Here is a 20,796-nt window from a genome sequence, read left to right as displayed (position 1 = left end):
CGCTCGCTGAACGTGACCTTCGGATCCGGGCGGGTGACGCCCCCCGGCTCAGCGGACGGGGCTCTCGTCGACCGCGTCGGTGCCGGCCGAGGGGGCGGGCGCGGCGGCCGGCGGCAGCTCCACCACCCGGGAACGCGGCCACGGACGGGCCCAGCCGCCCATCTCCAGCAGCGTGTTCAGCACCCCGGCCGTGAAGCCCCAGACCAGCATGCCGCGCACCGAGAAGGCCGGGCCGATCCAGCCGCTCGGGTGGCGTACCCGCATCCGGTTCTCCGGGTCGACCAGCTCGGCGACCGGCAGCCGGGCGACGTGCGCCACCTCGGCCGGCTCGCGCGGGTGCACCGGGTGCGGGGTGTGCCACCAGGCGAGCACCGGGGTGACCACGAAGTCGCTGACCGGGATCCACAGCTTGGGCAGCTCGGCCAGCACGGTCACGCTGGCCGGGTCGAGGTCGACCTCCTCGTTCGCCTCGCGCAGGGCGGTGGCGCTGGCGTCGGCGTCCTCCGGGTCGGCCGCGCCGCCGGGGAAGGCCGGCTGCCCGGCGTGGTTGCGCAGCGTGGCGGCGCGCTGGAGGACCAGCACGTCCGGGCCGGCGCCCGGCTCCTCGCCGAGCAGCACCAGCACGGCGCTCTCCCGGCCGCCGCTCTCCGGGGTGGCGAGCCGGGTGAAGTCCTCGGCCCGCGCGGTGCCGAGCCGGCCGAGCAGCGGATCGAGCCAGTCCGGCGGCCGTCGGGTCACAGCCGCACCCCGAGGTGGGTGCGGACCAGCTCGGCCAGGCGGGCGTCGTCCAGCGCCCCGGTCGAGTCGGTGTGCCGGATCCGCCCGTCGGCGTCGACCAGGACGGTCAGCGGGAAGGCGTTGCGGCCGAGCGCCCGCTCGAACGCGTCACCCTGGTCGACCAGCATGGGGAACCGGACGCCGAAGTCCTCACCGATGGACTGCGCGCCACCACGGCTGTCCCGGCTGTTGACGCCGATCACCTGGAACCGGCCGCCGGCCCGCTCGCTGAGTCGCTGGAACGCGGGCAGCTCCTTGCGGCACGGCGGGCACCAGGACGCCCACACGTTGATCACCGCGGGCCCCCGGATGTCCCGCACGTTCACCGGGGCGCCCCCGGTGAAGCAGGAGAGCGCCAGGTCGGGCAGCGGGTCCCCGGCGGCGCCGGAGGGGGTCGGGCCGGAGGCCGGCGCGGCGGTCAGCGGGGCGCAGTCGGCGAACGGCGAGGGGCGCTCGGCGCGGGTGGCCGGCGCCGGGCCCGCCGGCTCGACGGTCGTGCCGGTGCAGCCGGCCACCGCGAGCAGCAGCGGGACGAGCAGGTAGGCGAGCCGGCGGGTCACGGCACCTCCGCCGCGACCGCCTGCTGCGGCACCAGGTCGGGGTCGATGCCGACGGCCGCCGCCAGATCCCGGGCGCGGGGGCCCTTGAGCAGCTTGGCCGCGGCCACCGGATCGGTCGGCCCGGTGCCGTACGCCGGGCAGAGCTTCGCCAGCGTGCAGGCGCCGCAGGCCGGCTTGCGGGCGTGGCAGACCCGCCGGCCGTGGAAGATGATCCGGTGCGACAGCATGGTCCAGTCGCGCTTCGGGTAGAGCGCGCCGATCGCGTGCTCGATCTTGACCGGGTCGGTCTCGGTGGTAAGCCGCCAGCGCTGCACCAGCCGCTGGAAGTGGGTGTCGACGGTGATGCCGGGGACGTCGAAGGCGTTGCCGAGGATGACGTTGGCGGTCTTGCGCCCGATGCCCGGGAGGGTGACCAGGTCGGCCAGCCGGCCGGGGACCTCGCCGTCGTAGCGCTCGCAGAGGGCCCGGCCCAGGTTGATCAGCGAGCTGGTCTTGTTGCGGTAGAAGCCGGTGGGCCGGATCAGCTCCTCCAGCTCGGCGCGGTCGGCCCCGGCGTAGTCCGCCGCGGTGCGGTAGCGGGCGAACAGCTTCGGGGTGACCTCGTTGACCTTCTTGTCCGTGCACTGCGCCGACAGGATCGTGGCGACCGCCAGCTCCAGCGCGTTGGAGTGGTCGAGCTCACAGTGCGCGTCGGGGTGGGTCTCGGTGAGCACCCGGCCGATCCGCCGGGCACGGCGCGTGCGACCGAGGTCGGTCTCGGGGGAGGACGTGGTCACGCCGGTCAGCCTACGTCGCGGGGACGACGTCCCGTCGGGCCCACACGGGCGGCGGTGCTCCTCAGCCACCCGCCGGGGCGCTGATCTTGCCGCTCCCGTCGAGCTTGGCGCCGGTCGTCGGGAAGTCCGACCGGGTCACCTCGCGGACGAGCCCGAGGCCCCGGTCCTGCCCGTCGACGGCCGGCCGGCCCACGCTGTTCATCGCGGTCGACGTGAACTGGCCGCCGACGAAGCGACCCTCCGCGGTCAGCGAGACCTTCAGCACGCCGCCCCAGCCCAGCCGGCCGGCGCTGTTCAGCGACTTCCCGCCGCCGGCGAAGTTGCCCAGGCTGTAGGCGATCAGCCGCCCCTTGTAGAACTCCATGCCGCGCAGCACGTGCGGGCCGTGCCCGATCACCAGGTCGGCGCCCGCGTCGATCACGGCGTGCGAGAAGCGGATCGGGTCGCCCCGGTTCTCCCCGACGTACATCTCGGTGCCCGGCTTCACCCGGCTGCGGTCGGCGCCCTCGGCGCCCATGTGCACCTGCACCACGACCAGGTCGGCCATGCCCTTGGCCATGGTGATGACCTGCTTCGCGGCGTCGATGTCGACGAGGCTGTTCGACCACGGGTACGACGAGAAGCCCGCCACGGCCACCTTCACGCCCTTGACGTCGACGACGGTGATCTCGCCCGGCGCGCCGGTGTGCTTGAGCCCGTGCGCCTCCAGCGCCGACTGGGTGTTCTCGTAGCCCTGCTGGCCGTAGTCGTAGCCGTGGTTGTTGGCCTGGTTGAGCAGCTGGAACCCGGCCGAACGCAGGTGCGCCGCCCAGCCCGGGGGCGCCCGGAACTGGTAGCAGTTCTTGGGCTTCGGGCCGCACTTGCCGGCGCCGGTGTCGTCGGTGAGGGGCTCCTCCAGGTTGCCCATCACCAGGTCGCCCTTGAGCGCGGCCTTGACGTCGTCGAAGAAGCCCTTCCCGCCGTTGGCCGGAAGCCGGGACGGGGCGTTGCCCATGATCACGTCACCGGTCGCGGTCAGCGAGATGGACTTCTCGGTCGAACCGCTCGGCTCGGCGGCCTGGTCGCCCTCGGCCGGCCCTCCGGACGCGGTCGATCCCCCGCCCTGGCCCGGCTGCCAGAGGGGGCCGTCGCCGGAACCCGCGTCGCCGCAGCCGGCGACGAGCAGGACGACGAGCGCCGCGCCGAGGGCGGCGGCGAGGCGCGCGCGCAGGCCGGCGGGGCGGCGGCGGGGACGAGACACGGAAAGGGCGGGAGCGTACATCGTGGGCGACGCTACCGTCCCGGGGACGCGGCGACGAGGGCCGATCGGTCGGAAACGCCGTCGGCCGGGCGGGGGCCGGTCCACGCTCAGCCCGTCCGCCGGTGGGACCAGGGCACGACGGTGCCGGCGCCGCCGGTCAGGACGGCCGCGTGCACGGCCCGCGCAAGCGGGGCGCCCCAGGCCGAGCGGGGACCGCCGTACGGGGCCGGATCGCCGTCGGCCGGGCAGAGGACGGTGACCGCGTCGGTGGGGGTGCCGGTGGCCGGCAACCCCAGCTCCCAGATCGCCTGGGCCTTCGCCTCGGTGGCCGTGGCCACCGCGTTCACCAGAGCGGCGTCCCCGAGCCGGGCCGGCACGTACACCACGATGTTGACCGTGCCGACCCGCTGGGCGGGGGTGGCGGGGGCGGGCGCGGCGGCCCAGACCGGCATGCCGAGGCCGACCGTCGCCCAGACCCGCACGCCGCCGTCCGTCCGCGGCACCACCTCGGTCACGTCGACCCCGGTCAGCAGCCCGACGCCGGGCCCGGCCAGGCCGAGCCCGTCGGCCAGCTCGGCCAGGTGCGCGGCCGGGTCTTCCCGGTCGTACGACATGGGCACGGTCGCGTTGACCACCCACCCGCGTACGCCGATCCCCCCGCCCAGCGGGGCGGAGCCGACCGCCAGCAGCGGCGCCTCGGCCCGCCAGACCAGCAGCGGGATGTCCGACCCGTCCTCGGGCCGGCTGGTCAGGAACGGCTCGCTCAGCACGCCGGTCACCCTACGATCACAGGTGGGGGCGGGTGGCGCCCACCCGCACGGAGGCGGGATCCTAGCCCTCGACCGGGCCGGGCAGGTTACGCCCAACGATCAAGATTCCAGGGGTGCACCTCTGATTCGTGCTCATGTGCGCCTAGACTGGCGGCGCGCGAGGGATCAGCGGACGGCGGACCCGGCCGACGGACGGCACGCGCAAGCGGAGGTGCGCGATGGACGAGGTACTGGCCCGTAGCGGGATCTTCCAGGGTGTCGACCCGGAGGCTGCCGAGGCGCTCGCCAAGGAGATGGAGACGATCGAGGTCCGTAAGGGCGAGGTCGTCTTCAACGAGGGCGAGCCCGGCGACAGTCTCTACATCCTCCTGTCCGGCAAGATCAAGGTGGGTCGCCGGGCCGCGGACGGCCGGCAGAACCTGATCGCCGTGATGGGCCCGTCGGACATGGTCGGTGAGCTGTCGCTCTTCGACCCGGGCCCGCGTACGGCGACGGCCACGGCGGTCACCGACACCCGGCTGGTCCGGCTGCGCAAGCAGGCGCTGCGGCCCTGGCTGAACAACCGGCCCGAGATCGCCGAGCAGCTGCTGCGGGTGCTGGCCCGCCGGCTGCGGCGGACCAACGACTCGCTGGCCGACCTGATCTTCACCGACGTGCCCGGCCGGGTCGCCAAGAACCTGCTCCAGATGGCCGGCCGGTTCGGCACCCGCGACGGCGGCGTGCTGCGGGTGACCCACGACCTGACCCAGGAGGAGATCGCCCAGCTCGTCGGCGCCTCCCGGGAGACCGTCAACAAGGCCCTCGCCGACTTCGCCTCGCGCGGGTGGCTGCGGCTCGACGGCAAGAGCATCATCATCCTCGACCCGGAGCGCCTGGCCCGCCGCGCGCGGGTCTGACACCTCCACCGGCATCCCGGCCCGTGCCCGCCTCCGCGGGTGCGGGCCGGTTCCGTCTGCCCGCTCCGCCCGCGCCGTGGGTCCGCGGGCCGGCCGGTTCCGGCTCTGCCGGGCGCAGAATTCCTGGACCGGCCAGCCCGCACCGGCGCAGGCTGGGCCGATGATCGAGCGGGTAGCTGTTCTCTCCGACATCCACGGCGTGCTGCCGGCGCTGGAGGCCGTCCTGGCCGAGCCGGACGTGGCCGCCGCCGACCTGATCGTGCTCACCGGGGACATCGCGGCCGGGCCGCAGCCCGTCGAGGTGCTCGACCTGCTCGCCTCGCTCGGCGACCGGGCCTGCTGGGTCGGCGGCAACGCCGACCGCGAACTGGTCGAGGCACGGGCCGGGCGGCCGGCCGGGATCGAGGTGTCCAACTGGGCCGCGACCCAGCTCCGCGACGACCAGGTGGCGCGGCTCGCCGCGCTCCCGCCGACCGTCACGCTGCCGGTCGCCGGCCTGGGCGACGTGCTCTTCTGCCACGCCACGCCCCGGGACGACGAGGAGATGGTGCTGGTCGACTCCCGCCTGGAGCGCTGGGCCGAGGTCTTCGCCGGGCTGCCGGCCGGGGTGGACACGGTGGTCTGCGGGCACACCCACATGCCGTTCACCCGGCTGGTCGACCGCCGCCTGGTGGTGAATCCGGGCAGCGTCGGCATGCCGTACGGGGGCGCGGGCGCCTGGTGGGCGCTGCTCGGGCCGGGCGTGCAGCTGCGCCGGACCGGCTTCGACGTGGACGCCGCCTGCGCCCGGGTGGCCGCCGAGTCGGGCTTCCCGGACGCCGCCGCCTGGGCCGACGAGTACGTGCGCTCCCGCCACTCGGACGCGGACGCCCTCGCCGTCTTCGGCCCCCGCGACGGCCGCTGACCGGCCACGCCCGCGCGAGATCGTGAAGTTTGTGAATCGCCTTTCGAGAGCGCGCCGTGGGCAACGGGTCCCGCCACCGCCACGGGTGGCGGGACCGACCGGGAGCGACCCGGCCGGTCCCGGTGCCCGTCAGCGGTGGCTCAGGTAGTGCTGGGCCGTCTGGCGCAGCCGGGCGTGCACGCCGTCGTACCCGCCGGCCCCGCCCAGGTAGCGCTTGTCCACCTTCGCCACCATCGTGTAGTTCGTGTCGCACACGTTGCCGACCGGCGCCCCACCGGCCTGGCTGACCAGTTGGTACGCGTCGAGCTGGTCCAGCCCCACCAGCTCGGCGGTCCACGTGACCAGGTCGTGCTGGCTGATCCGGTACGCGTCCTCCAGCGGGCGGGCCGAGCCGGTGGACATCAGCGCGTCGTCGGACTCCAGCCGCGGCCACGGGGTGCCGGCGCCCTTCACGACGTCCACCACGACCGTGGTGTTCATGGCCGCCTCGATGCCGGTGCCGCAGACCTCGCCGTGGCCCTGCCGGCAGTGCCCGTCGCCGAGGGCGAAGAGCGCTCCCGGCACGTTCACGCCGAAGTACGCGGTGACGCCGGCCCGCAGCTCCGGGGTGTCCATGTTCCCGCCGTGCGCGTCCGGGGTGATCGTCATCCGCGCCTCGAAGGCACCGGGGGCCACCCCGGCGGTGCCGTGCATCGGGTCCAGCGGCAGCGCCACGGTGTAGTCGCCCCGGCGCGCCCGGTACGTCGCCGTGCCGGCCGCGACGTCGACGTCGTACCGCCAGACCACCTCGTCGAGCGGGGGTTGCAGGGTCGCTGTGGTGTGGGTGCTGGTAAGTGCGCCGAAGTGCGGGAAGGTGGTGGACACGGCCCAGTCCCGGGCCGGCTCGATGGCGATGAAGTGCACGGCGAGGGTGTCCCCGGGCTCGGCCCCTTCGACGTGGATCGGCCCGGTCACCGGGTTGAGGTACGGGAACTGGCAGACCTGCGACGGCAGGTCGTCGGTGGTCCGGACCCGGCCGCCGAAGCAGTCCTCGGTGTAGAGCTCGAGGATGGTGCCCGGGCGCACCCGGAGCACCGCCTCGCGCCCACCGAAGGTGTAGGAGAGTTCGTCCGGCTCCGGCCGGTACTTCACCACGTCGGTCGTCACTGCGGCTCCTTCACCGGCTCGTCGGTGCTGTCGTGGGCGACGTCGACGAGCGCGGCCAGCTCGGGACGCCGGCCCGTCAGGTAGAAGGCCAACAGGACCAGTAGACCGACGCCCAACCAGACGAAGCCGAGCACCTGGGCGGCGACCTTGGCGTTGATCACGACGTAGAGCAGGATCAGGAACCCGATCACCGGCACCACCAGGTGCCGCAACCAGTCCCGGCTGCCGTTGCGCACCACGTAGTGGGTCACGACGGAGACGTGCAGCGCCAGGAACGCGGTCATGGCGCCGAAGTTGACCAGTGTGGACAGCAGCGAGATGCCGTCGTCCCGGCTGGCCATGTAGAGGCCGAGCGCCAGGGAGATGGCGGCGACCAGCAGGGTGGCGTTGGCCGGCACCTTGTGTTTCGGGTTGATCCGGGCGAGGAAGCGCGGCATCTGCCGGTCGCGGGCCATCGCGTACAGCAGGCGGGAGGTCGCGGCCTGCGCGACCAGGGAGTTGGCGAAGCCCCAGGCGATCGCGGTGGCCAGGGCGGTCAGCCCGGCCAGCCAGCCCCCGCCGGCCGCGCGTGCCGCGTCGTAGAACGCGGTGCCCTCGGGGTCGCCGTTGTCGAGCAGGCTGGGCGCGTCCGGCACCAGCAGGGCCGCGACCCACGTCTGCACGATGAACAGGGCGCCGGCCAGCAGCAGCGCCGCGATCATCGCCCGGCCGATCTGCCGGGCCTCCTCGCGGCTCTCCTCGGCCAGCATGGAGATGCCGTCGAAGCCGAGGAAGGAGAGCACGGCGATCGACACCGCGCCGAAGACCAGCGGCCAGGAGAAGGTGTCCGCGTCGAACAGGGGCCGGAGCGAGAAGCCCGCACCCTTGCCCTGTGCCAGGGCGATCACGCCGACGACCAGGAAGATCAGGAGGATGACCAGCTCGGCGGCGAGCATCACCCGGTTGACCCGGGCGGTCAGCTGGATGCCGAAGTAGTTGACGACGGTGTTGAGCACGACGAAGGCCGCCAGCCACGCCCACACCGGCACCCCCGGCACGAGGGAGTGCATGGCCACGCTGGCCACCAGGTAGAGCAGGCCGGGCACGAGGACGTAGTCGAGCAGGATCACCCAGCCGGCGAGGAAGCCGACGGGCGGTGCGATGCCGCGACCGGTGTAGCTGTAGACGGAGCCGGCCATGGGGAACGCGCGGACCATCTGCGCGTACGAGGAGGCGGTGAACATCATCGCCACCATGCCGATGAGGTAGGCCAGCGCGACCATGCCGCCGGAGCCGGCGTACACGCTGCCGAAGATGCCGAAGGGTGCGATCGGCACCATGAAGATCAGACCGTAGATCAGCAGGTCGGTGAAGGTGAGGGTCCGGCTGAGTTCCTGCCGGTAGCCGAACCGTTCGACCTGGGCGACTGTCTCGGATGGGTCGGGAGGATGAGTCACGGCACGCCTCCTTGATCTGGTGAGGCGCACGTTAGTCCAGCCATCGACGGACAGCTAGATCTATGCGCATGGATTGTATACATCGCTCGGTCACGACTCAGAAAAAGTCAGGCTTGACTGTTTGTTTCGAGGGCGGCACGCTGTCCCCGTGCCCGCCGCATCGACCCGCGTCCCTCAACAGGAGCGCAGCCGCGCCACCCAGGCCCGGCTGCTGGAGGCGACCGTCGAGTGCCTGGTGGAGCACGGCTGGTCCGGCACCACGACGACCGTGGTGGCGGCCCGGGCGGGCGTCTCCCGGGGCGCCCAGCTGCACCACTACCCGACCAAGGCGGCCCTGGTCACCGCCGCCGTCACCCACCTCACCGAGCGCCGGGCCGTGGAGCTGCGCACCGAGGCCGCGGCGTTGCCGGCCGGCCCACGGCGCCTCGACGGGGTGGTCGACCTGCTCGCCGCCGCCTTCACCGGGCCGCTCTTCGTCGCGGCGCTGGAGCTGTGGGTGGCCGCCCGCACCGACCCCGAGCTGCGCGACGCCCTGGTCCCCCTCGAAGCGCGGGTCGGCCGGGAGATGCACCGGCTCACCGTCGAGCTGCTCGGCGTGGACGAGCGGCGACCCGGCGTCCGCGAGGCGGTGCAGGCCACCCTCGACCTGCTCCGCGGCCTCGGCGTGGCCAACCTGCTCAGCGACGACACGACCCGCCGCACCGCCCTGCTGCACACCTGGAAACGCCAGCTCGCGACCCTGCTCACCCCCGACGCCGGAGCGCCGACGCCCGGGAGCGCACGGCCGCACTGATCCCCCCGGAGGCACCATGGTCGACCTGACAGCCCTGCTCGCGGACCTGGCCGCCGAGTCCGAGCAGCTCGACGCCCTCGTCGCACCGCTGCCGCCGGAAGCCTGGGAGCGGCCGACCCCGGCGCCCGGGTGGAGCATCGCCCACCAGATCGCCCACCTGGCCTGGACCGACCACGTGGCTCACCTCGCGGCGACCGACGCGGCGGCGTTCTACGCCTCGGTCACCTCCGCCCCGGACCCGTCCCGGCTGGTCGACGACGGCGCCGAATCGTTCCTCGCCCCGGCCGCGGCGCTGCTGGCGCGCTGGCGGGCGGGCCGGGCCGCGCTCGCGACGGCGCTCGCCGCCGTCCCGGCCGAGGAGAAGCTCCCCTGGTACGGCACCCGGATGTCGCCCGCCTCTCTGGCGACCGCCCGGCTCATGGAGACCTGGGCGCACGGCGAGGACGTGGCCGACGCGCTGGGCGTCCGGCGTGCCCCGACGGCCCGGCTCCGGCACGTCGCGCACCTGGGCTTCCGTACCCTCGGGCACAGCTTCGCGGCCCATGGCCGCGCGGTGCCGACGGCGCCGGTCCGCGTCGAGCTCGCGGGACCCGACGGGGACACCTGGGCCTTCGGGCCGGCGGACGCGGCCGACCGGGTCACCGGCCCGGCGCTCGACTTCTGCCTCCTGGTCACCCAGCGGCGGCACCGCGCGGACCTGGCGCTCGTCGCCACCGGGCCGGTCGCCGACGAGTGGCTCGACGTGGCCCAGGCGTTCGCGGGGCCGCCCGGCGGCAAGCGGGAGGCGGCGGGCGGCGGGGTGGTCCGGTGACCGCGCTGCGGGTCGGCAACGCGTCCGGCTTCTACGGTGACCGCCTCACCGCCTGGCGGGAGATGCTCGACGGCGGCGAGCTGGACGTCCTGACCGGCGACTACCTGGCCGAGCTGACCATGCTGATCCTCGGCCGGGACCGGATGCGCGACCCCTCGCTGGGCTACGCGAAGACGTTCCTGCGCCAACTGGAGGGCACCCTCGGCACCGCGCTGGAGCGCCGGGTCCGGCTGGTCACCAACGCGGGCGGGCTCAACCCGGCCGGGCTGGCCGCCGCCATCGGCGCCCTCGCCGACCGGCTCGGCCTCACCGTCCGGATCGGGTACGTCGAGGGCGACGCCCTCGCCCGGCCGGACGCGTTGACCGCGAACGCGTACCTGGGGGCGTTCGGGATCGCGGCCTGCCTCGACGCCGGGGCGGACGTGGTGGTCACCGGGCGGGTGAGTGACGCCTCGCTGGCGGTCGGCCCGGCCATCGCCCACTTCGGCTGGACCCGGGACGACCTCGACGCGCTGGCCGGCACCACCGTCGCGGGGCACCTCATCGAGTGCGGGGCGCAGGTCACCGGCGGCAACTTCAGCTTCTTCACCGAGCTGCCCGACGGCGGGCACCGCCCCGGCTTCCCCATCGCCGAGATCCACGCCGACGGGTCGTCGGTGCTCACCAAGCACCCCGGCACGGGCGGCGCCGTCACCGTGGAGACGGTCACCGCCCAACTGCTCTACGAGGTGGGCGGGCCGGACTACCTGGGGCCGGACGTGGTGACCCGGCTGGACACGGTGGAGCTGGCGCAGGACGGGCCGGACCGGGTACGGGTCTCCGGTGTCCGGGGCACGCCCCCGCCGGACACCCTCAAGGTGGGCGTCAACAACCTGGGCGGCTTCCGCAACTCGATGACGTTCGTGCTCTGCGGGCTGGACATCCCGGCCAAGGCGGCCCTGGTCCGGGGCCAGCTGGAGGAGGCGGTCGGCAAGGAGGGGCTGGAGTTCACGCTGGCGCGGACCGACCACCCGGACGCCACCGACACCGAGGCGGCGAGCGCACTCCTGCACGTACACCTGCGGGACGGCGACAAGGCGCGGGCCGGGCGGGCCTTCTCGGCGGCCGCGGTGGAGCTGGCGCTGGCCTCCTATCCGGGCTGCACGTTGACCACGCTGCCCGGCGACGCCACCCCGTACGGGGTGTTCACCGCCGACGCGGTCCCGCAGGACGCGGTCGCGCACGTGGCCGTCCTTCCCGACGGCACCCGCAAGCCGATCCCGCCACCCACCGTCACGAGTTCGCCGGGGGCCCCGGTACCACGCGAGGCGTCAACCGCAAGCCCCTCCGCGCACCCGACCCGGCGGGCGCCGCTCGGCGAACTGGTCGGGGCGCGGTCGGGCGACAAGGGCGGGGACGCCAACCTCGGCGTCTGGGCCCGCTCCGACGCCGGCTGGGCCTGGCTGCGCGGTTGGTTGACCGTCGATCGGCTGGCCGAGCTGCTGCCGGAGACCGCCCCGCTGACCGTCGAGCGGTACGAGCTGCCGCACCTGCGCGCGGTCAACTTCGTGATCCGGGGGCTGCTCGGCCAGGGGGTGGCCGCCTCCACCCGCTTCGACCCGCAGGCCAAGGCGCTCGGCGAGCTGCTCCGCTCCCGGCTGGTCGACCTGCCCGCCCACCTCACCCCGGGGGTGCCGTCGTGACCATGGTGGACAATCCCGAGCGCCGACAGCTCCGCGAGCTGGCCCGGTCCTTCGTGACCAGGGAGGTCCTGCCCCACCTGGACGACTGGGAGCGGGCCGGCGAGGTGCCCCGTTCGCTGCACGAGACCGCCGCGAAGATCGGGCTGCTCGGCATCGGCTTCCCCGAGTCGGTCGGCGGCAGCGGCGGCGACCTGCTCGACTCGATCCTGGTCACCGAGGAGATCATCCGCTCGGGCGGCTCGTCCGGGCTGATCGCCGCGCTCTTCACCCACGGCATCGCGCTGCCGCACATCGTCGCCGCCTGCGGAGACAAGGCAGGCCCAGGCGCCGCCGGTCCGCAGCATCTTATCGAGAGGTACGTGCGGCCCACGCTCGCCGGCACGATGATCGGCGCACTGGCGATCACCGAGCCGGACGGCGGCTCCGACGTGGCGGGCATCCGCACCTTCGCGCGGCGGGACGGCGACCACTACGTGGTGAACGGGTCGAAGACCTACATCACCAGCGGGATCCGGGCCGACTTCGTGACCACCGCCGTCTGCACCGAACTGCCGGGCAGTGGCGCGCTCAGCCTGCTGGTGATCGACAAGGGCACGCCCGGGTTCACCGTCGGCCGGCGGCTGGAGAAACTCGGGTGGCACTGCTCGGACACCGCCGAACTCTCCTTCGTCGACGTCCGGGTGCCGGTGGCGAACCGGGTCGGCCCGGAGGACACCGGCTTCCTGGCGATCATGCAGCAGTTCGCCACCGAGCGGCTGTCCCTGGCAACCCAGGCCTACGCCACCGCGCAGCGCTGCGTGGAGCTGGCCACCCGCTGGTGCCGGGACCGGTCCACCTTCGGCCGCCCGCTGGCCAGCCGACAGCTCGTCCGGCACCGGCTCGCCGAGATGCACACGCGCGCCGAGGCGGCCCGGGCGTACGTGCACGACGTGGCCGAGCGGGTCGTGGCCGGCGAACCCGTGGTGACCGAGGTGGCGATGGCGAAGAACGTCGCCGTGGCGGCCTGCGACTTCGTCGTCGACGCGGCGCTGCAACTGCACGGCGGCTTCGGCTACCTGCGCGACGCCGAGGTGGAACGGCACTACCGCGACGCCCGGATCCTGGGCATCGGCGGCGGCACCACGGAGATCATGAACGAGATCATCGCGAAGGGCATGGGCCTGTGAGTGCGAGGAGTGAGCCGGGTTTGCGAGCCCCGCAGTCACGAACGGAAGGATCGCTGTGACCACACTTGACAGCGGGCTCGACCCGTCCTCGCCGGCCTACCGGGCCAACCGGGAGGCGCTGCTGGAACGCCTCGCCGAGCTGGAGACTGCGCTCGACCAGGCCCGGGCGGGTGGCGGCGAGAAGTACGTGACCCGCCACCACAAGCGCGGCAAGCTGCTCCCCCGGGAGCGGATCGAGCTGCTGCTCGACCAGGACAGCCCGTTCCTGGAGCTGTCGCCGGTGGCCGCCTACGGCACCGACTTTCCGGTCGGGGCCAGCACGGTCACCGGCATCGGGGTGGTCGAGGGCGTGGAGTGCCTGGTCGTCGCCAACGACCCGACGGTACGCGGCGGCGCCGTGAACCCCTGGGCGCTCGCCAAGACCCGACGGGCCGGCGAGATCGCCCTGGCCAACCGGCTGCCCATGGTCAACCTGGTGGAGAGCGCCGGTGCGGACCTGCCCACCCAGGCCGAGATCTTCATCCCGGGCGGCCGGGTGTTCCGCGACCTGACCCGGCTCTCCGCGGCGAAGATCCCCACGGTCAGCGTGGTGTTCGGCAACGCCACCGCGGGTGGCGCGTACGTGCCGGGCATGTCGGACTACACGATCATGATCCGGGACCGGTCGCAGGTCTACCTGGCCGGGCCGCCGCTGGTGAAGATGGCCACCGGCGAGGTCACCGACGACGAGTCGCTGGGCGGGGCGGTCATGCACTCGGCGAAGTCCGGCCTGGCCGACTTCCTGGCCGAGGACGAGCGGGACGGCATCCGGCTGGCCCGGCAGTGCGTCCGCCGGCTCAACTGGCGCAAGCAGGGCCCCGCGCCGCGCAACCCGTTCCCCTCGCCACCCAAGTACGACCCCGACGAGCTGCTCGGCATCGCCAGCGCCGACCTCAAGGTGCCGTTCGACCCGCGCGAGGTGCTGGCCCGGGTCCTCGACGGCAGCGACTTCGACGAGTTCAAGCCCGGCTACGGCACCGCCCTGGTCACCGGCTGGGGCGAGCTGCACGGCTACCCGGTCGGCGTGCTGGCCAACGCCCGCGGTGTGCTGTTCAGCGAGGAGGCGCAGAAGGCGGCCCAGTTCATCCAGCTCGCCAACGCGGCCGACACCCCGCTGGTCTTCCTGCAGAACACCACCGGCTACATGGTCGGCACCGAGTACGAGCAGCGCGGCATCATCAAGCACGGCGCTCTCATGATCAACGCGGTGTCGAACTCGACGGTCCCGCACCTGACCGTCAACCTGGGCGCCTCCTACGGCGCCGGCAACTACGGCATGTGCGGCCGGGCGTACGAGCCGCGGTTCCTGTTCACCTGGCCGAACGCGAAGTCGGCGGTGATGGGGCCGGCGCAGCTCGCCGGGGTGCTCTCCATCGTCGCCCGGCAGGCCGCCACCGCCCGGGGCCGCGACTACGACGAGGAGTCCGACGCCGCCATGCGGATGATGGTCGAGCAGCAGATCGAGTCCCAGTCCGGGGCGCTCTTCCTCTCCGGCCGGCTCTACGACGACGGGGTGATCGACCCCCGGGACACCCGTACCGTCCTCGGGCTCTGCCTGTCGGCGATCCACAACGGACCGGTGAAGGGCGCCGACGGCTTCGGCGTCTTCCGGATGTGAGAGGGCTGCCCACCATGATCCAGAGATTGCTGGTCGCCAACCGGGGCGAGATCGCCCGGCGGGTCTTCGCCACGTGCCGGGCGCTCGGGGTGGAGACGGTCGCCGTGCACTCCGAGGTGGATGCCGACGCGCCCTTCGTGGCCGAGGCCGACCAGGCCGTCCGGTTGCCCGGCAACTCGCCGGCCGAGACGTACCTGCGGATCGACCTCGTCCTGGACGCGGCCCGCCGGGCCGGCGCGGACGCGGTCCACCCGGGTTACGGGTTCCTCGCCGAGAACGCGGAGTTCGCCGCCGCGGTCACCGACGCGGGGCTGACCTGGGTCGGCCCGCCGGCCAAGGCGATCGCCGCGATGGGCGACAAGATGGCGGCCAAGGCGCTGCTCGCCGACGCGGGCGTGCCGATGCTGCCCACCTGGACCGAGGCCGGCCAGGTGACCGACTTCCCGGTCCTGGTCAAGGCGGCCGCCGGCGGCGGCGGCCGGGGCATGCGGGTGGTCCGCGACGCCGCCGGGCTCGCCGAGGCCGTCGCGGGTGCGCGCCGCGAGGCGGCCGCGGCGTTCGGCGACGGCACGGTCTTCATCGAGCGGTACGTCGAACGCGGCCGGCACGTCGAGGTGCAGATCTTCGGCGACAGCCACGGCACGGTGGTGGCTCTCGGGGCGCGCGACTGCTCGATCCAGCGCCGGCACCAGAAGATCGTCGAGGAGGCGCCGGGCGTCCTGCCCCCGGAGGTGCGCGAGCGGCTGCACGAGGCGGCGGTGGCCGCCGGCCGGGCGGTCGACTACGTGGGCGCGGGCACCGTGGAGTTCCTGCTCGCCCCCGACGGGCAGGTCCACTTCCTGGAGATGAACACCCGCCTCCAGGTGGAGCACCCGGTCACCGAGCTGACCACCGGGCTGGATCTCGTCCGGCTGCAACTGCTCGTCGCCGAGGGCGAGCCGCTGCCGCTGACGGCCACGCCGCCGGCCGACGGTCACGCCATCGAGGTGCGGCTCTGCGCCGAGGACCCGGCCCAGGGCTTCCGCCCGGCCACCGGCACGCTGCACCGGTTCGCGGTCCCCGGGGTCGGCGCCGAGTTCGGTCCGACCAGGGGCCTGCGACTCGACTCCGGCGTGACCGGCGGGTCGGCGGTCAGCGTCCACTACGACTCGATGCTGGCCAAGCTGATCGCCTGGGCGCCCACCCGGGCCGAGGCGGCCCGCGCCCTCGCCGGCGCGCTGGCCCGGGCCGAGTTGCACGGCGTCGCCACCAACCGGGACCTGCTGGTCCGGGTGCTGCGCAGCCCCGAGTTCGCTGCCGTGGACATCGACACCGGCTTCCTGGACCGGCACCCCGAGGTCTTCGCCCCGCTGCTCCCCGCCGACCGGCTCCCGGTGGCCGCCCTCGCCGCCGCGCTGGCCGGCGCCGCCGGACGCCGGGCGTCCGCGCCCCGGCTGGGCGGGCTCCCGTCGGGCTGGCGCAACGTGCCGGCGTTTCCGCAGGTCACCCGGTTCACCGGGACGGGCGGCGAGATCGAGGTCCGGTACCGGCTGGACCGCACGGGCGCGCTCGCCGACTGGTCGGTGTCCCCGGCCGGTGGGGGCACCGCCTCGGACGCCGTCCCGACCGTGACCGTGGTCGAGGCCGCCCCCGACCGCGTCGCGCTCGACATCGACGGGGTGCGGCGGACGTTCCGCGTACACCGGGTCGGGTCGGAGGTCTTCGTGGACGGCCCGGACGGGGCCGCGAGCCTCACCGAGCTGCCCCGGTTCCCCCTGCCCACCGCCGAGCTGGCCGCCGGGTCGCTGCTCGCGCCGCTGCCCGGCGCGGTCACCCGCGTGCACGTCGAGGTCGGCCAGCGGGTGAGCGCCGGCGACCTGCTGCTGACCCTCGAAGCGATGAAGCTCGAACACCCCGTGCTCGCGCCGGCCGACGGCGTGGTGGCGGAGCTGCCCGTGCCGGCCGGCGGCCAGGTCGACACCGGGGCCGTGCTGGCCGTCATCGACGGCTCCGGCCCGGCGCCGTCGAATCCCGAGGAGGACCCGCGATGAACTTCGACCTCACCCCCGAGCAGGACCAGCTCCGCGACGCCGTCCGGGCGCTGGGGCGGAAGTACGGCCACGGCTACTTCGTCGAGAAGGCCCGGGCCGGCACGCACACCACCGAGCTGTGGCAGGAGGCCGGGCGGCTCGGCTACCTGGGCGTCAACATCCCCACCGAGTACGGCGGCGGGGGCGGCGGCATCACCGAGCTGGCCATCGTCTGCGAGGAGCTGGCCGCGGCCGGCTGCCCGCTGCTGCTGCTCGTCGTCTCACCCGCGATCGCGGCCACCGTCATCACCCGGCACGGCACCGACGAGCAGCGCAAGCGCCACCTGCCCGGGCTCGCCGACGGCTCACAGAAGATCGTCTTCGCGATCACCGAGCCGGAGGCCGGGTCGAACTTCCACCGGCTCGGCACCGTGGCCCGCCGCGACGGCGACGACTGGCTGCTGACCGGCCGCAAGTGCTACATCTCCGGCGTCGACGAGGCCGGGCACGTGCTGGTGGTGGCGAGGACCGAGGATTCCGGGACGGGCAAGCTGAAGCCGGCCCTGTTCATCGTGCCGACCGACGCCCCCGGGCTGGAGCGGTCCAAGCTGGACATGGAGATCCTCTCCCCGGAGAACCAGTTCCTGCTCTACCTGGACGACGTCCGGCTGCCCGGCGACGCGCTGGTCGGCGAATCCCTGGACGCCGGGCTGCCGGCCCTCTTCTCCGGCCTCAACCCCGAGCGGATCACGGTCGCCGCGATGGGCGCCGGCACCGGCCGGTACGCCATCGAGCGGGCCAGCGAGTACACCGCCAAGCGGGCGGTGTGGGGTGGGAAGAGCATCGGCTCCCACCAGGGCGTCGCCCACCCGCTCGCCCACGCGGCGGTGCAGGTGGAGCTGGCCCGCCTGATGATCCACAAGGCGGCCACCCTCTACGACGCCGGCCGCGACCTGGAGGCCGGCGTCGCCGGCAACATGGCCAAGTACGCGGCCGGCGAGGCCGCCGCGCTCGCCGTGGACACCGCCGTCCAGGCGCTCGGCGGCGCCGGCATGACCACGGAGTACGGCGTGGCGACCCTGCTGGGCGCGGTCCGGGCCGGCCGGATCGCGCCGGTCAGCCGCGAGATGATCCTCAACTTCGTCGCCCAGCACGTCCTCGGCCAGGACAAGTCCTACTGAGACGCCGGTGCCCGGCGCCCCTGTTCGGGGGCGCCGGGCACGGGCAGCGCGGTCTCAGGAGGTGGCGATCCGGTCGAACTTCTCCCAGGGGCCGATCGACGTGCGATTGGCGATCAGCGGCTGGGTGCCCGCGTTCTCCGCCACCACGTACCGGCCGTTGGCGTTGGCCCGGAGGCTGATGCTGCCGTCCGCGTTGTCGATCACCGTGAACTTCTCCCAGGCGCCGACCGACGTCCGGTTGGCGATCAGCGGCTGGGCGCCCCCGCTCTCCGCCACCACGTACCGGCCGTTGGCACGCGCCCGGAGGGCCACGAAACCGTCGCCCGCGTCGACCATGTCGAACTGCTCCCACAGCCCGACCGAGGTCCGGTTGGCGATGAGCGGCTTGGCACCGGCGCTCTCGGCCACGACGTAACGGCTGTTGATCCGGGCGCGGAGGGCGATCGGGGCCGCGACCGCCGGAGCGCCGGTGAGCCGGGTGAGCGCCGGGTAGTCGCCGTTGAACACGTTCTGGCTGTAGCTCCCCGGCGTGCTGGGGTCACCGGCGGCGTACTGCCAGATGGTCTCCGTCGTCCAGCCGGCCGGCAGGGGCGGGCGGGTCGCGGTGTAGCCGGCGATGTCCAGCGGGTTGGCGCCGAAGGACGCGTTGTTGCCGGTGCACGGGTTCCAGTAGTTGGTGTTCGTGTAGATCATCACCGGCCGGCCGATGCGTGCCTTGACCTGGTCGGTGAAGGACTTGATCCAGGCGGACATCTCCGTCGTGGTGAGCCCGTAGCAGGTCGGCGCGCCGGACCAGTACGGCCACTCGATGTCGACCATGGGCACCAGCGTCTGGCTGTCCTTGGCGAACTGGGCGTTGTCGATGAAGAAGTTCGCCTCGGTGACCGGGTCACGCCCGTCCGGGCGGGCGAAGTGGTACGCGCCGACGAGCAGGCCGGCCGCCTTGGCCGCCGCGTAGTCCTCGGCGAAGTAGGGGTTGCGGTACGTGTGCCCCTCGGTCGCCTTGACGTACGCGAACTTGGCGCCACCGGCCGCCACGGCCGGCCAGTCGATCGGGCCGAGGTTGTGGTCGTGGCTGGAGACGTCGATGCCGCGGATCGTGTAGCCGGCCGGGATGGCGGCGCTCGTGGACGCCGAGGTGGTACGCGCGCCCGGCTTGACGCCGGCGTTCGCGTGGCCACCACCGTCGGGCGCCGCGTCGGCCGCACTGGCCGGCTGCGCCATGCCGAGCGCGCCGAGCGCGAGCCCGGCGGACATCAGAACAGAGATCCATCTTCGAGACATGGGAGTGGAGATCTCCTTGGTCGGGAGGTCGAGGGCCGCCGTTCGCCAGGGGGCGGATCACGGCGGCGGGGCGCCCCCGCCTTCCGGCCGGGGATCGGCGGGAGCGGGGTGCGGCCGTACTCTAACCCGCCGAAGCGCCTGCCCACTGCCCCGATCGCGTGCGTCGTCCGGTCGGCCCGGGGTACGGCGGGTGCCCGATCACCCGCCGTACCCCCGGGGTCCGTCAGCGGACGGTCAGCGCGCCGACCGCCGGCAGCGGTGCCACCACGGGCGGTCCGTCAAGCGCGGATGGAAGCAACAGATCGCCGATGATGTGCTACTCCTAGTAGCCAAAAGGCCCCTACGGGCCTCTGGGAGGCTCGTAGGGGCCTTTCCGGCGTTTTTGGTGCTACGTAACGTAGTTACGAGTGGTTCACGCCACTCGCCTGCGCCGCGTCAGCCAGAACAGTGCACCGCCCACGGCCACCAGCAGGCCACCGAGACCGGCCACCGTGAGTACGTCCGCTCCGGTCACCGGCAGGCCACCGTCGTCGCTACCACCACCTGCGTTGCCGACCGGGCTCGTGGAAACGCTCGGGGTGGCGGCCGGTGTCGTGGTCGGCTCGGCCGTGGGGGCCGGGCTGCTGGTGCTCGGGTCCGGTGACGGACTCTCCTCGCACTGCGCCCCGGTCAGCTTGGCCACCGGGTACGTCCAGGTGGCGGTGCCCTCCTTGAGGACGTAGCCCTCCTTGGCCGTGGCGGTCACCGTGGCCGACACCGTGACGCCGTTCTCGATCTTGCGCGTGGCGGTGTACGTGACGCCCTCGGTGGTCTTCGGCGTGACCGTGCCGGTCGTGGTGCAGGTCGGCGGGGTGTGGCCCGGCTCCTCTGCGGACACCTCCTTGCAGCCGAGAGCGTACTTGGTGCCGAAGGTGATGCTGGTGACCGTGGCCTTGTTGCCGGTGTCGTTGGCGTAGCCCACCCCGAAGCTGACGACCCGGGTGGCTTCGGTGTAGCCGCTCCACTTGCCGACCAGGTCGCCCGCCTTGTCGACCGGCTTGTTCTGCCCACCCTCATCGGTGGCGGGGATCTTGCTCGACCAGAACTTGCCGTCAGCGGTGACGTTGATCGTGGAGTACTGGGCCGTCGTCTCCATCTTGAACAGCGGCTTGGCCCCGGTCACGTCGGCGGCGGTGAAGCCCACCTCGTCGGGCACGTCGGCCAGCGCCACGTTGGTCGCGTGGTGGACCAGGCTCGGGCCGTCGAACAGGAACCCGGCCTCGGTCTGCTTCGGCAGCAGCGCGGCCTCGTCAGGGTTGACGTACCACCCCGTGTGGCACTCGCTGGCCACCGAAACCGGGCCAGCCTGCGCCGAGGCCGGGCTCGGGAGTACCAGCGCTGCCGGAAGCGCGAGCGCGAACACGGCAGCGCTCAGTACCTTTTTCAAGATCCTTCTCCTCCAGTTTATGGAACGGACGGGGCAACCATGCCCCGTCATCAGGGCGTGGGTCCAGTCGCGACGGGGCGTGTCGACCAAACAGCCGAGCGTCACCCAGCCGTCTGGTCCTTCACGCAGCCGCCTCGGGGTGCAGGTAGAGCACCGGGTACCGGGGCTGGTGACGGTAGGTCCCGTCACGCCCACCCCTGTTGCGCGTCGTGCCCCGGACCAGGCACTGACGGCATCGGGTCTTGCCCGCGTCGGCCTCCCGCTTCGGGATGTAGTGCGGGC

18 protein-coding genes are annotated in these 20,796 nt (G+C 73.5%); 9 read left to right on the top strand and 9 right to left on the bottom strand.

Annotated elements, in window-relative coordinates; genetic code table 11:
• Positions 1–48: 48 nt before the first annotated feature.
• From RMN56_RS13195 to RMN56_RS13175, 5 genes are all read right to left on the bottom strand, one after another.
• The gene (locus tag RMN56_RS13195; RefSeq protein ID WP_313724072.1) at positions 49–738 is read right to left on the bottom strand and encodes an NUDIX hydrolase; all 690 of its coding nucleotides are present in this window, start codon (positions 736–738) and stop codon (positions 49–51) included.
• Complete coding sequence (locus tag RMN56_RS13190; RefSeq protein ID WP_313724071.1) at positions 735–1,337, bottom strand: TlpA family protein disulfide reductase; 603 nt, start codon at positions 1,335–1,337, stop codon at positions 735–737. Before RMN56_RS13190 ends, RMN56_RS13195 begins: the two co-directional genes overlap by 4 nt.
• The gene (nth, locus tag RMN56_RS13185) at positions 1,334–2,113 is read right to left on the bottom strand and encodes an endonuclease III (protein WP_262282676.1); all 780 of its coding nucleotides are present in this window, start codon (positions 2,111–2,113) and stop codon (positions 1,334–1,336) included. The genes RMN56_RS13190 and nth overlap by 4 nt, the downstream gene beginning before the upstream one ends.
• 61 nt (positions 2,114–2,174) lie before the next feature.
• Entirely contained in the window at positions 2,175–3,374 is a 1,200-nt protein-coding gene (locus RMN56_RS13180) for a CapA family protein (RefSeq protein ID WP_313724070.1), read from the bottom strand.
• 86 nt (positions 3,375–3,460) lie between these two features.
• Positions 3,461–4,123, bottom strand: a complete 663-nt coding sequence (locus tag RMN56_RS13175) for an adenosylcobinamide amidohydrolase (protein WP_313724069.1) — start codon at positions 4,121–4,123, stop codon at positions 3,461–3,463.
• Positions 4,124–4,341: 218 nt separating this feature from the next.
• On the opposite strand from RMN56_RS13175, the gene RMN56_RS13170 reads away from it, so the two are divergent.
• The gene (locus tag RMN56_RS13170) at positions 4,342–5,019 is read left to right on the top strand and encodes a Crp/Fnr family transcriptional regulator (protein WP_007073398.1); all 678 of its coding nucleotides are present in this window, start codon (positions 4,342–4,344) and stop codon (positions 5,017–5,019) included.
• Positions 5,020–5,179: 160 nt separating this feature from the next.
• Entirely contained in the window at positions 5,180–5,923 is a 744-nt protein-coding gene (locus RMN56_RS13165; protein ID WP_313724068.1) for a metallophosphoesterase family protein, read from the top strand.
• Between the two features lie 129 nt (positions 5,924–6,052).
• On the opposite strand, the gene RMN56_RS13160 is transcribed toward RMN56_RS13165, so the two are convergent.
• Together RMN56_RS13160 and RMN56_RS13155 are read right to left on the bottom strand one after the other, a co-directional pair.
• Positions 6,053–7,069, bottom strand: coding sequence for an acetamidase/formamidase family protein (locus tag RMN56_RS13160; RefSeq protein WP_313724067.1), 1,017 nt, complete (start codon positions 7,067–7,069; stop codon positions 6,053–6,055).
• Positions 7,066–8,505 carry an APC family permease gene (locus RMN56_RS13155; RefSeq protein ID WP_313724066.1) on the bottom strand — a complete coding sequence of 480 codons (1,440 nt, stop codon included), beginning with the start codon at positions 8,503–8,505 and terminating at the stop codon, positions 7,066–7,068. The genes RMN56_RS13160 and RMN56_RS13155 overlap by 4 nt, the downstream gene beginning before the upstream one ends.
• A gap of 148 nt (positions 8,506–8,653) precedes the next feature.
• On the opposite strand from RMN56_RS13155, the gene RMN56_RS13150 reads away from it, so the two are divergent.
• The 7 genes from RMN56_RS13150 to RMN56_RS13120 are packed head-to-tail and all read left to right on the top strand — an operon-like array spanning position 8,654 to position 17,804.
• Positions 8,654–9,298: a TetR/AcrR family transcriptional regulator gene (locus RMN56_RS13150; RefSeq protein ID WP_313724065.1), complete on the top strand. Its 645-nt coding sequence runs from the start codon at positions 8,654–8,656 to the stop codon at positions 9,296–9,298.
• 16 nt (positions 9,299–9,314) lie between these two features.
• Entirely contained in the window at positions 9,315–10,109 is a 795-nt protein-coding gene (locus RMN56_RS13145) for a TIGR03084 family metal-binding protein (RefSeq protein WP_313724064.1), read from the top strand.
• On the top strand, positions 10,106–11,791 hold the full coding sequence (locus RMN56_RS13140; protein ID WP_313724063.1) for an acyclic terpene utilization AtuA family protein: 1,686 nt from the start codon (positions 10,106–10,108) through the stop codon (positions 11,789–11,791). Before RMN56_RS13145 ends, RMN56_RS13140 begins: the two co-directional genes overlap by 4 nt.
• On the top strand, positions 11,788–12,957 hold the full coding sequence (locus tag RMN56_RS13135; protein ID WP_313724062.1) for an acyl-CoA dehydrogenase family protein: 1,170 nt from the start codon (positions 11,788–11,790) through the stop codon (positions 12,955–12,957). Before RMN56_RS13140 ends, RMN56_RS13135 begins: the two co-directional genes overlap by 4 nt.
• Positions 12,958–13,012: 55 nt before the next feature.
• Entirely contained in the window at positions 13,013–14,614 is a 1,602-nt protein-coding gene (locus RMN56_RS13130; RefSeq protein WP_313724061.1) for an acyl-CoA carboxylase subunit beta, read from the top strand.
• Positions 14,615–14,628: 14 nt separating this feature from the next.
• A complete protein-coding gene (locus RMN56_RS13125) occupies positions 14,629–16,644 on the top strand; it encodes an ATP-binding protein (protein WP_313724060.1) in 2,016 nt (671 codons plus the stop codon).
• Entirely contained in the window at positions 16,641–17,804 is a 1,164-nt protein-coding gene (locus RMN56_RS13120) for an acyl-CoA dehydrogenase family protein (RefSeq protein WP_313724059.1), read from the top strand. The genes RMN56_RS13125 and RMN56_RS13120 overlap by 4 nt, the downstream gene beginning before the upstream one ends.
• A gap of 54 nt (positions 17,805–17,858) precedes the next feature.
• Here RMN56_RS13120 and RMN56_RS13115 read toward each other — a convergent pair whose 3' ends face one another.
• Both RMN56_RS13115 and RMN56_RS13110 read right to left on the bottom strand, forming a co-directional pair.
• A complete protein-coding gene (locus tag RMN56_RS13115) occupies positions 17,859–19,061 on the bottom strand; it encodes a GH25 family lysozyme (protein WP_313724058.1) in 1,203 nt (400 codons plus the stop codon).
• Between the two features lie 439 nt (positions 19,062–19,500).
• Positions 19,501–20,514: an LPXTG cell wall anchor domain-containing protein gene (locus tag RMN56_RS13110; protein WP_313724057.1), complete on the bottom strand. Its 1,014-nt coding sequence runs from the start codon at positions 20,512–20,514 to the stop codon at positions 19,501–19,503.
• Between the last annotated feature and the right edge of the window lie 282 nt (positions 20,515–20,796).

The organism is Micromonospora halotolerans, from assembly GCF_032108445.1.
GTDB lineage: Bacteria > Actinomycetota > Actinomycetes > Mycobacteriales > Micromonosporaceae > Micromonospora > Micromonospora halotolerans.
Note: the sequence above shows the minus strand (reverse complement) of the source record. Positions and strands in the feature narration are given on the sequence as shown.

Coding starts and splice junctions, on each gene's coding strand:
- RMN56_RS13145 (WP_313724064.1), top strand. CDS start 9,315: ATGGTCGACCTGACAGCCCTGCTCGCGGACCTGGCCGCCGAGTCCGAG.
- RMN56_RS13180 (WP_313724070.1), bottom strand. CDS start 3,374: ATGTACGCTCCCGCCCTTTCCGTGTCTCGTCCCCGCCGCCGCCCCGCC.
- RMN56_RS13165 (WP_313724068.1), top strand. CDS start 5,180: ATGATCGAGCGGGTAGCTGTTCTCTCCGACATCCACGGCGTGCTGCCG.
- RMN56_RS13170 (WP_007073398.1), top strand. CDS start 4,342: ATGGACGAGGTACTGGCCCGTAGCGGGATCTTCCAGGGTGTCGACCCG.
- RMN56_RS13120 (WP_313724059.1), top strand. CDS start 16,641: ATGAACTTCGACCTCACCCCCGAGCAGGACCAGCTCCGCGACGCCGTC.
- RMN56_RS13125 (WP_313724060.1), top strand. CDS start 14,629: ATGATCCAGAGATTGCTGGTCGCCAACCGGGGCGAGATCGCCCGGCGG.
- RMN56_RS13115 (WP_313724058.1), bottom strand. CDS start 19,061: ATGTCCGCCGGGCTCGCGCTCGGCGCGCTCGGCATGGCGCAGCCGGCC.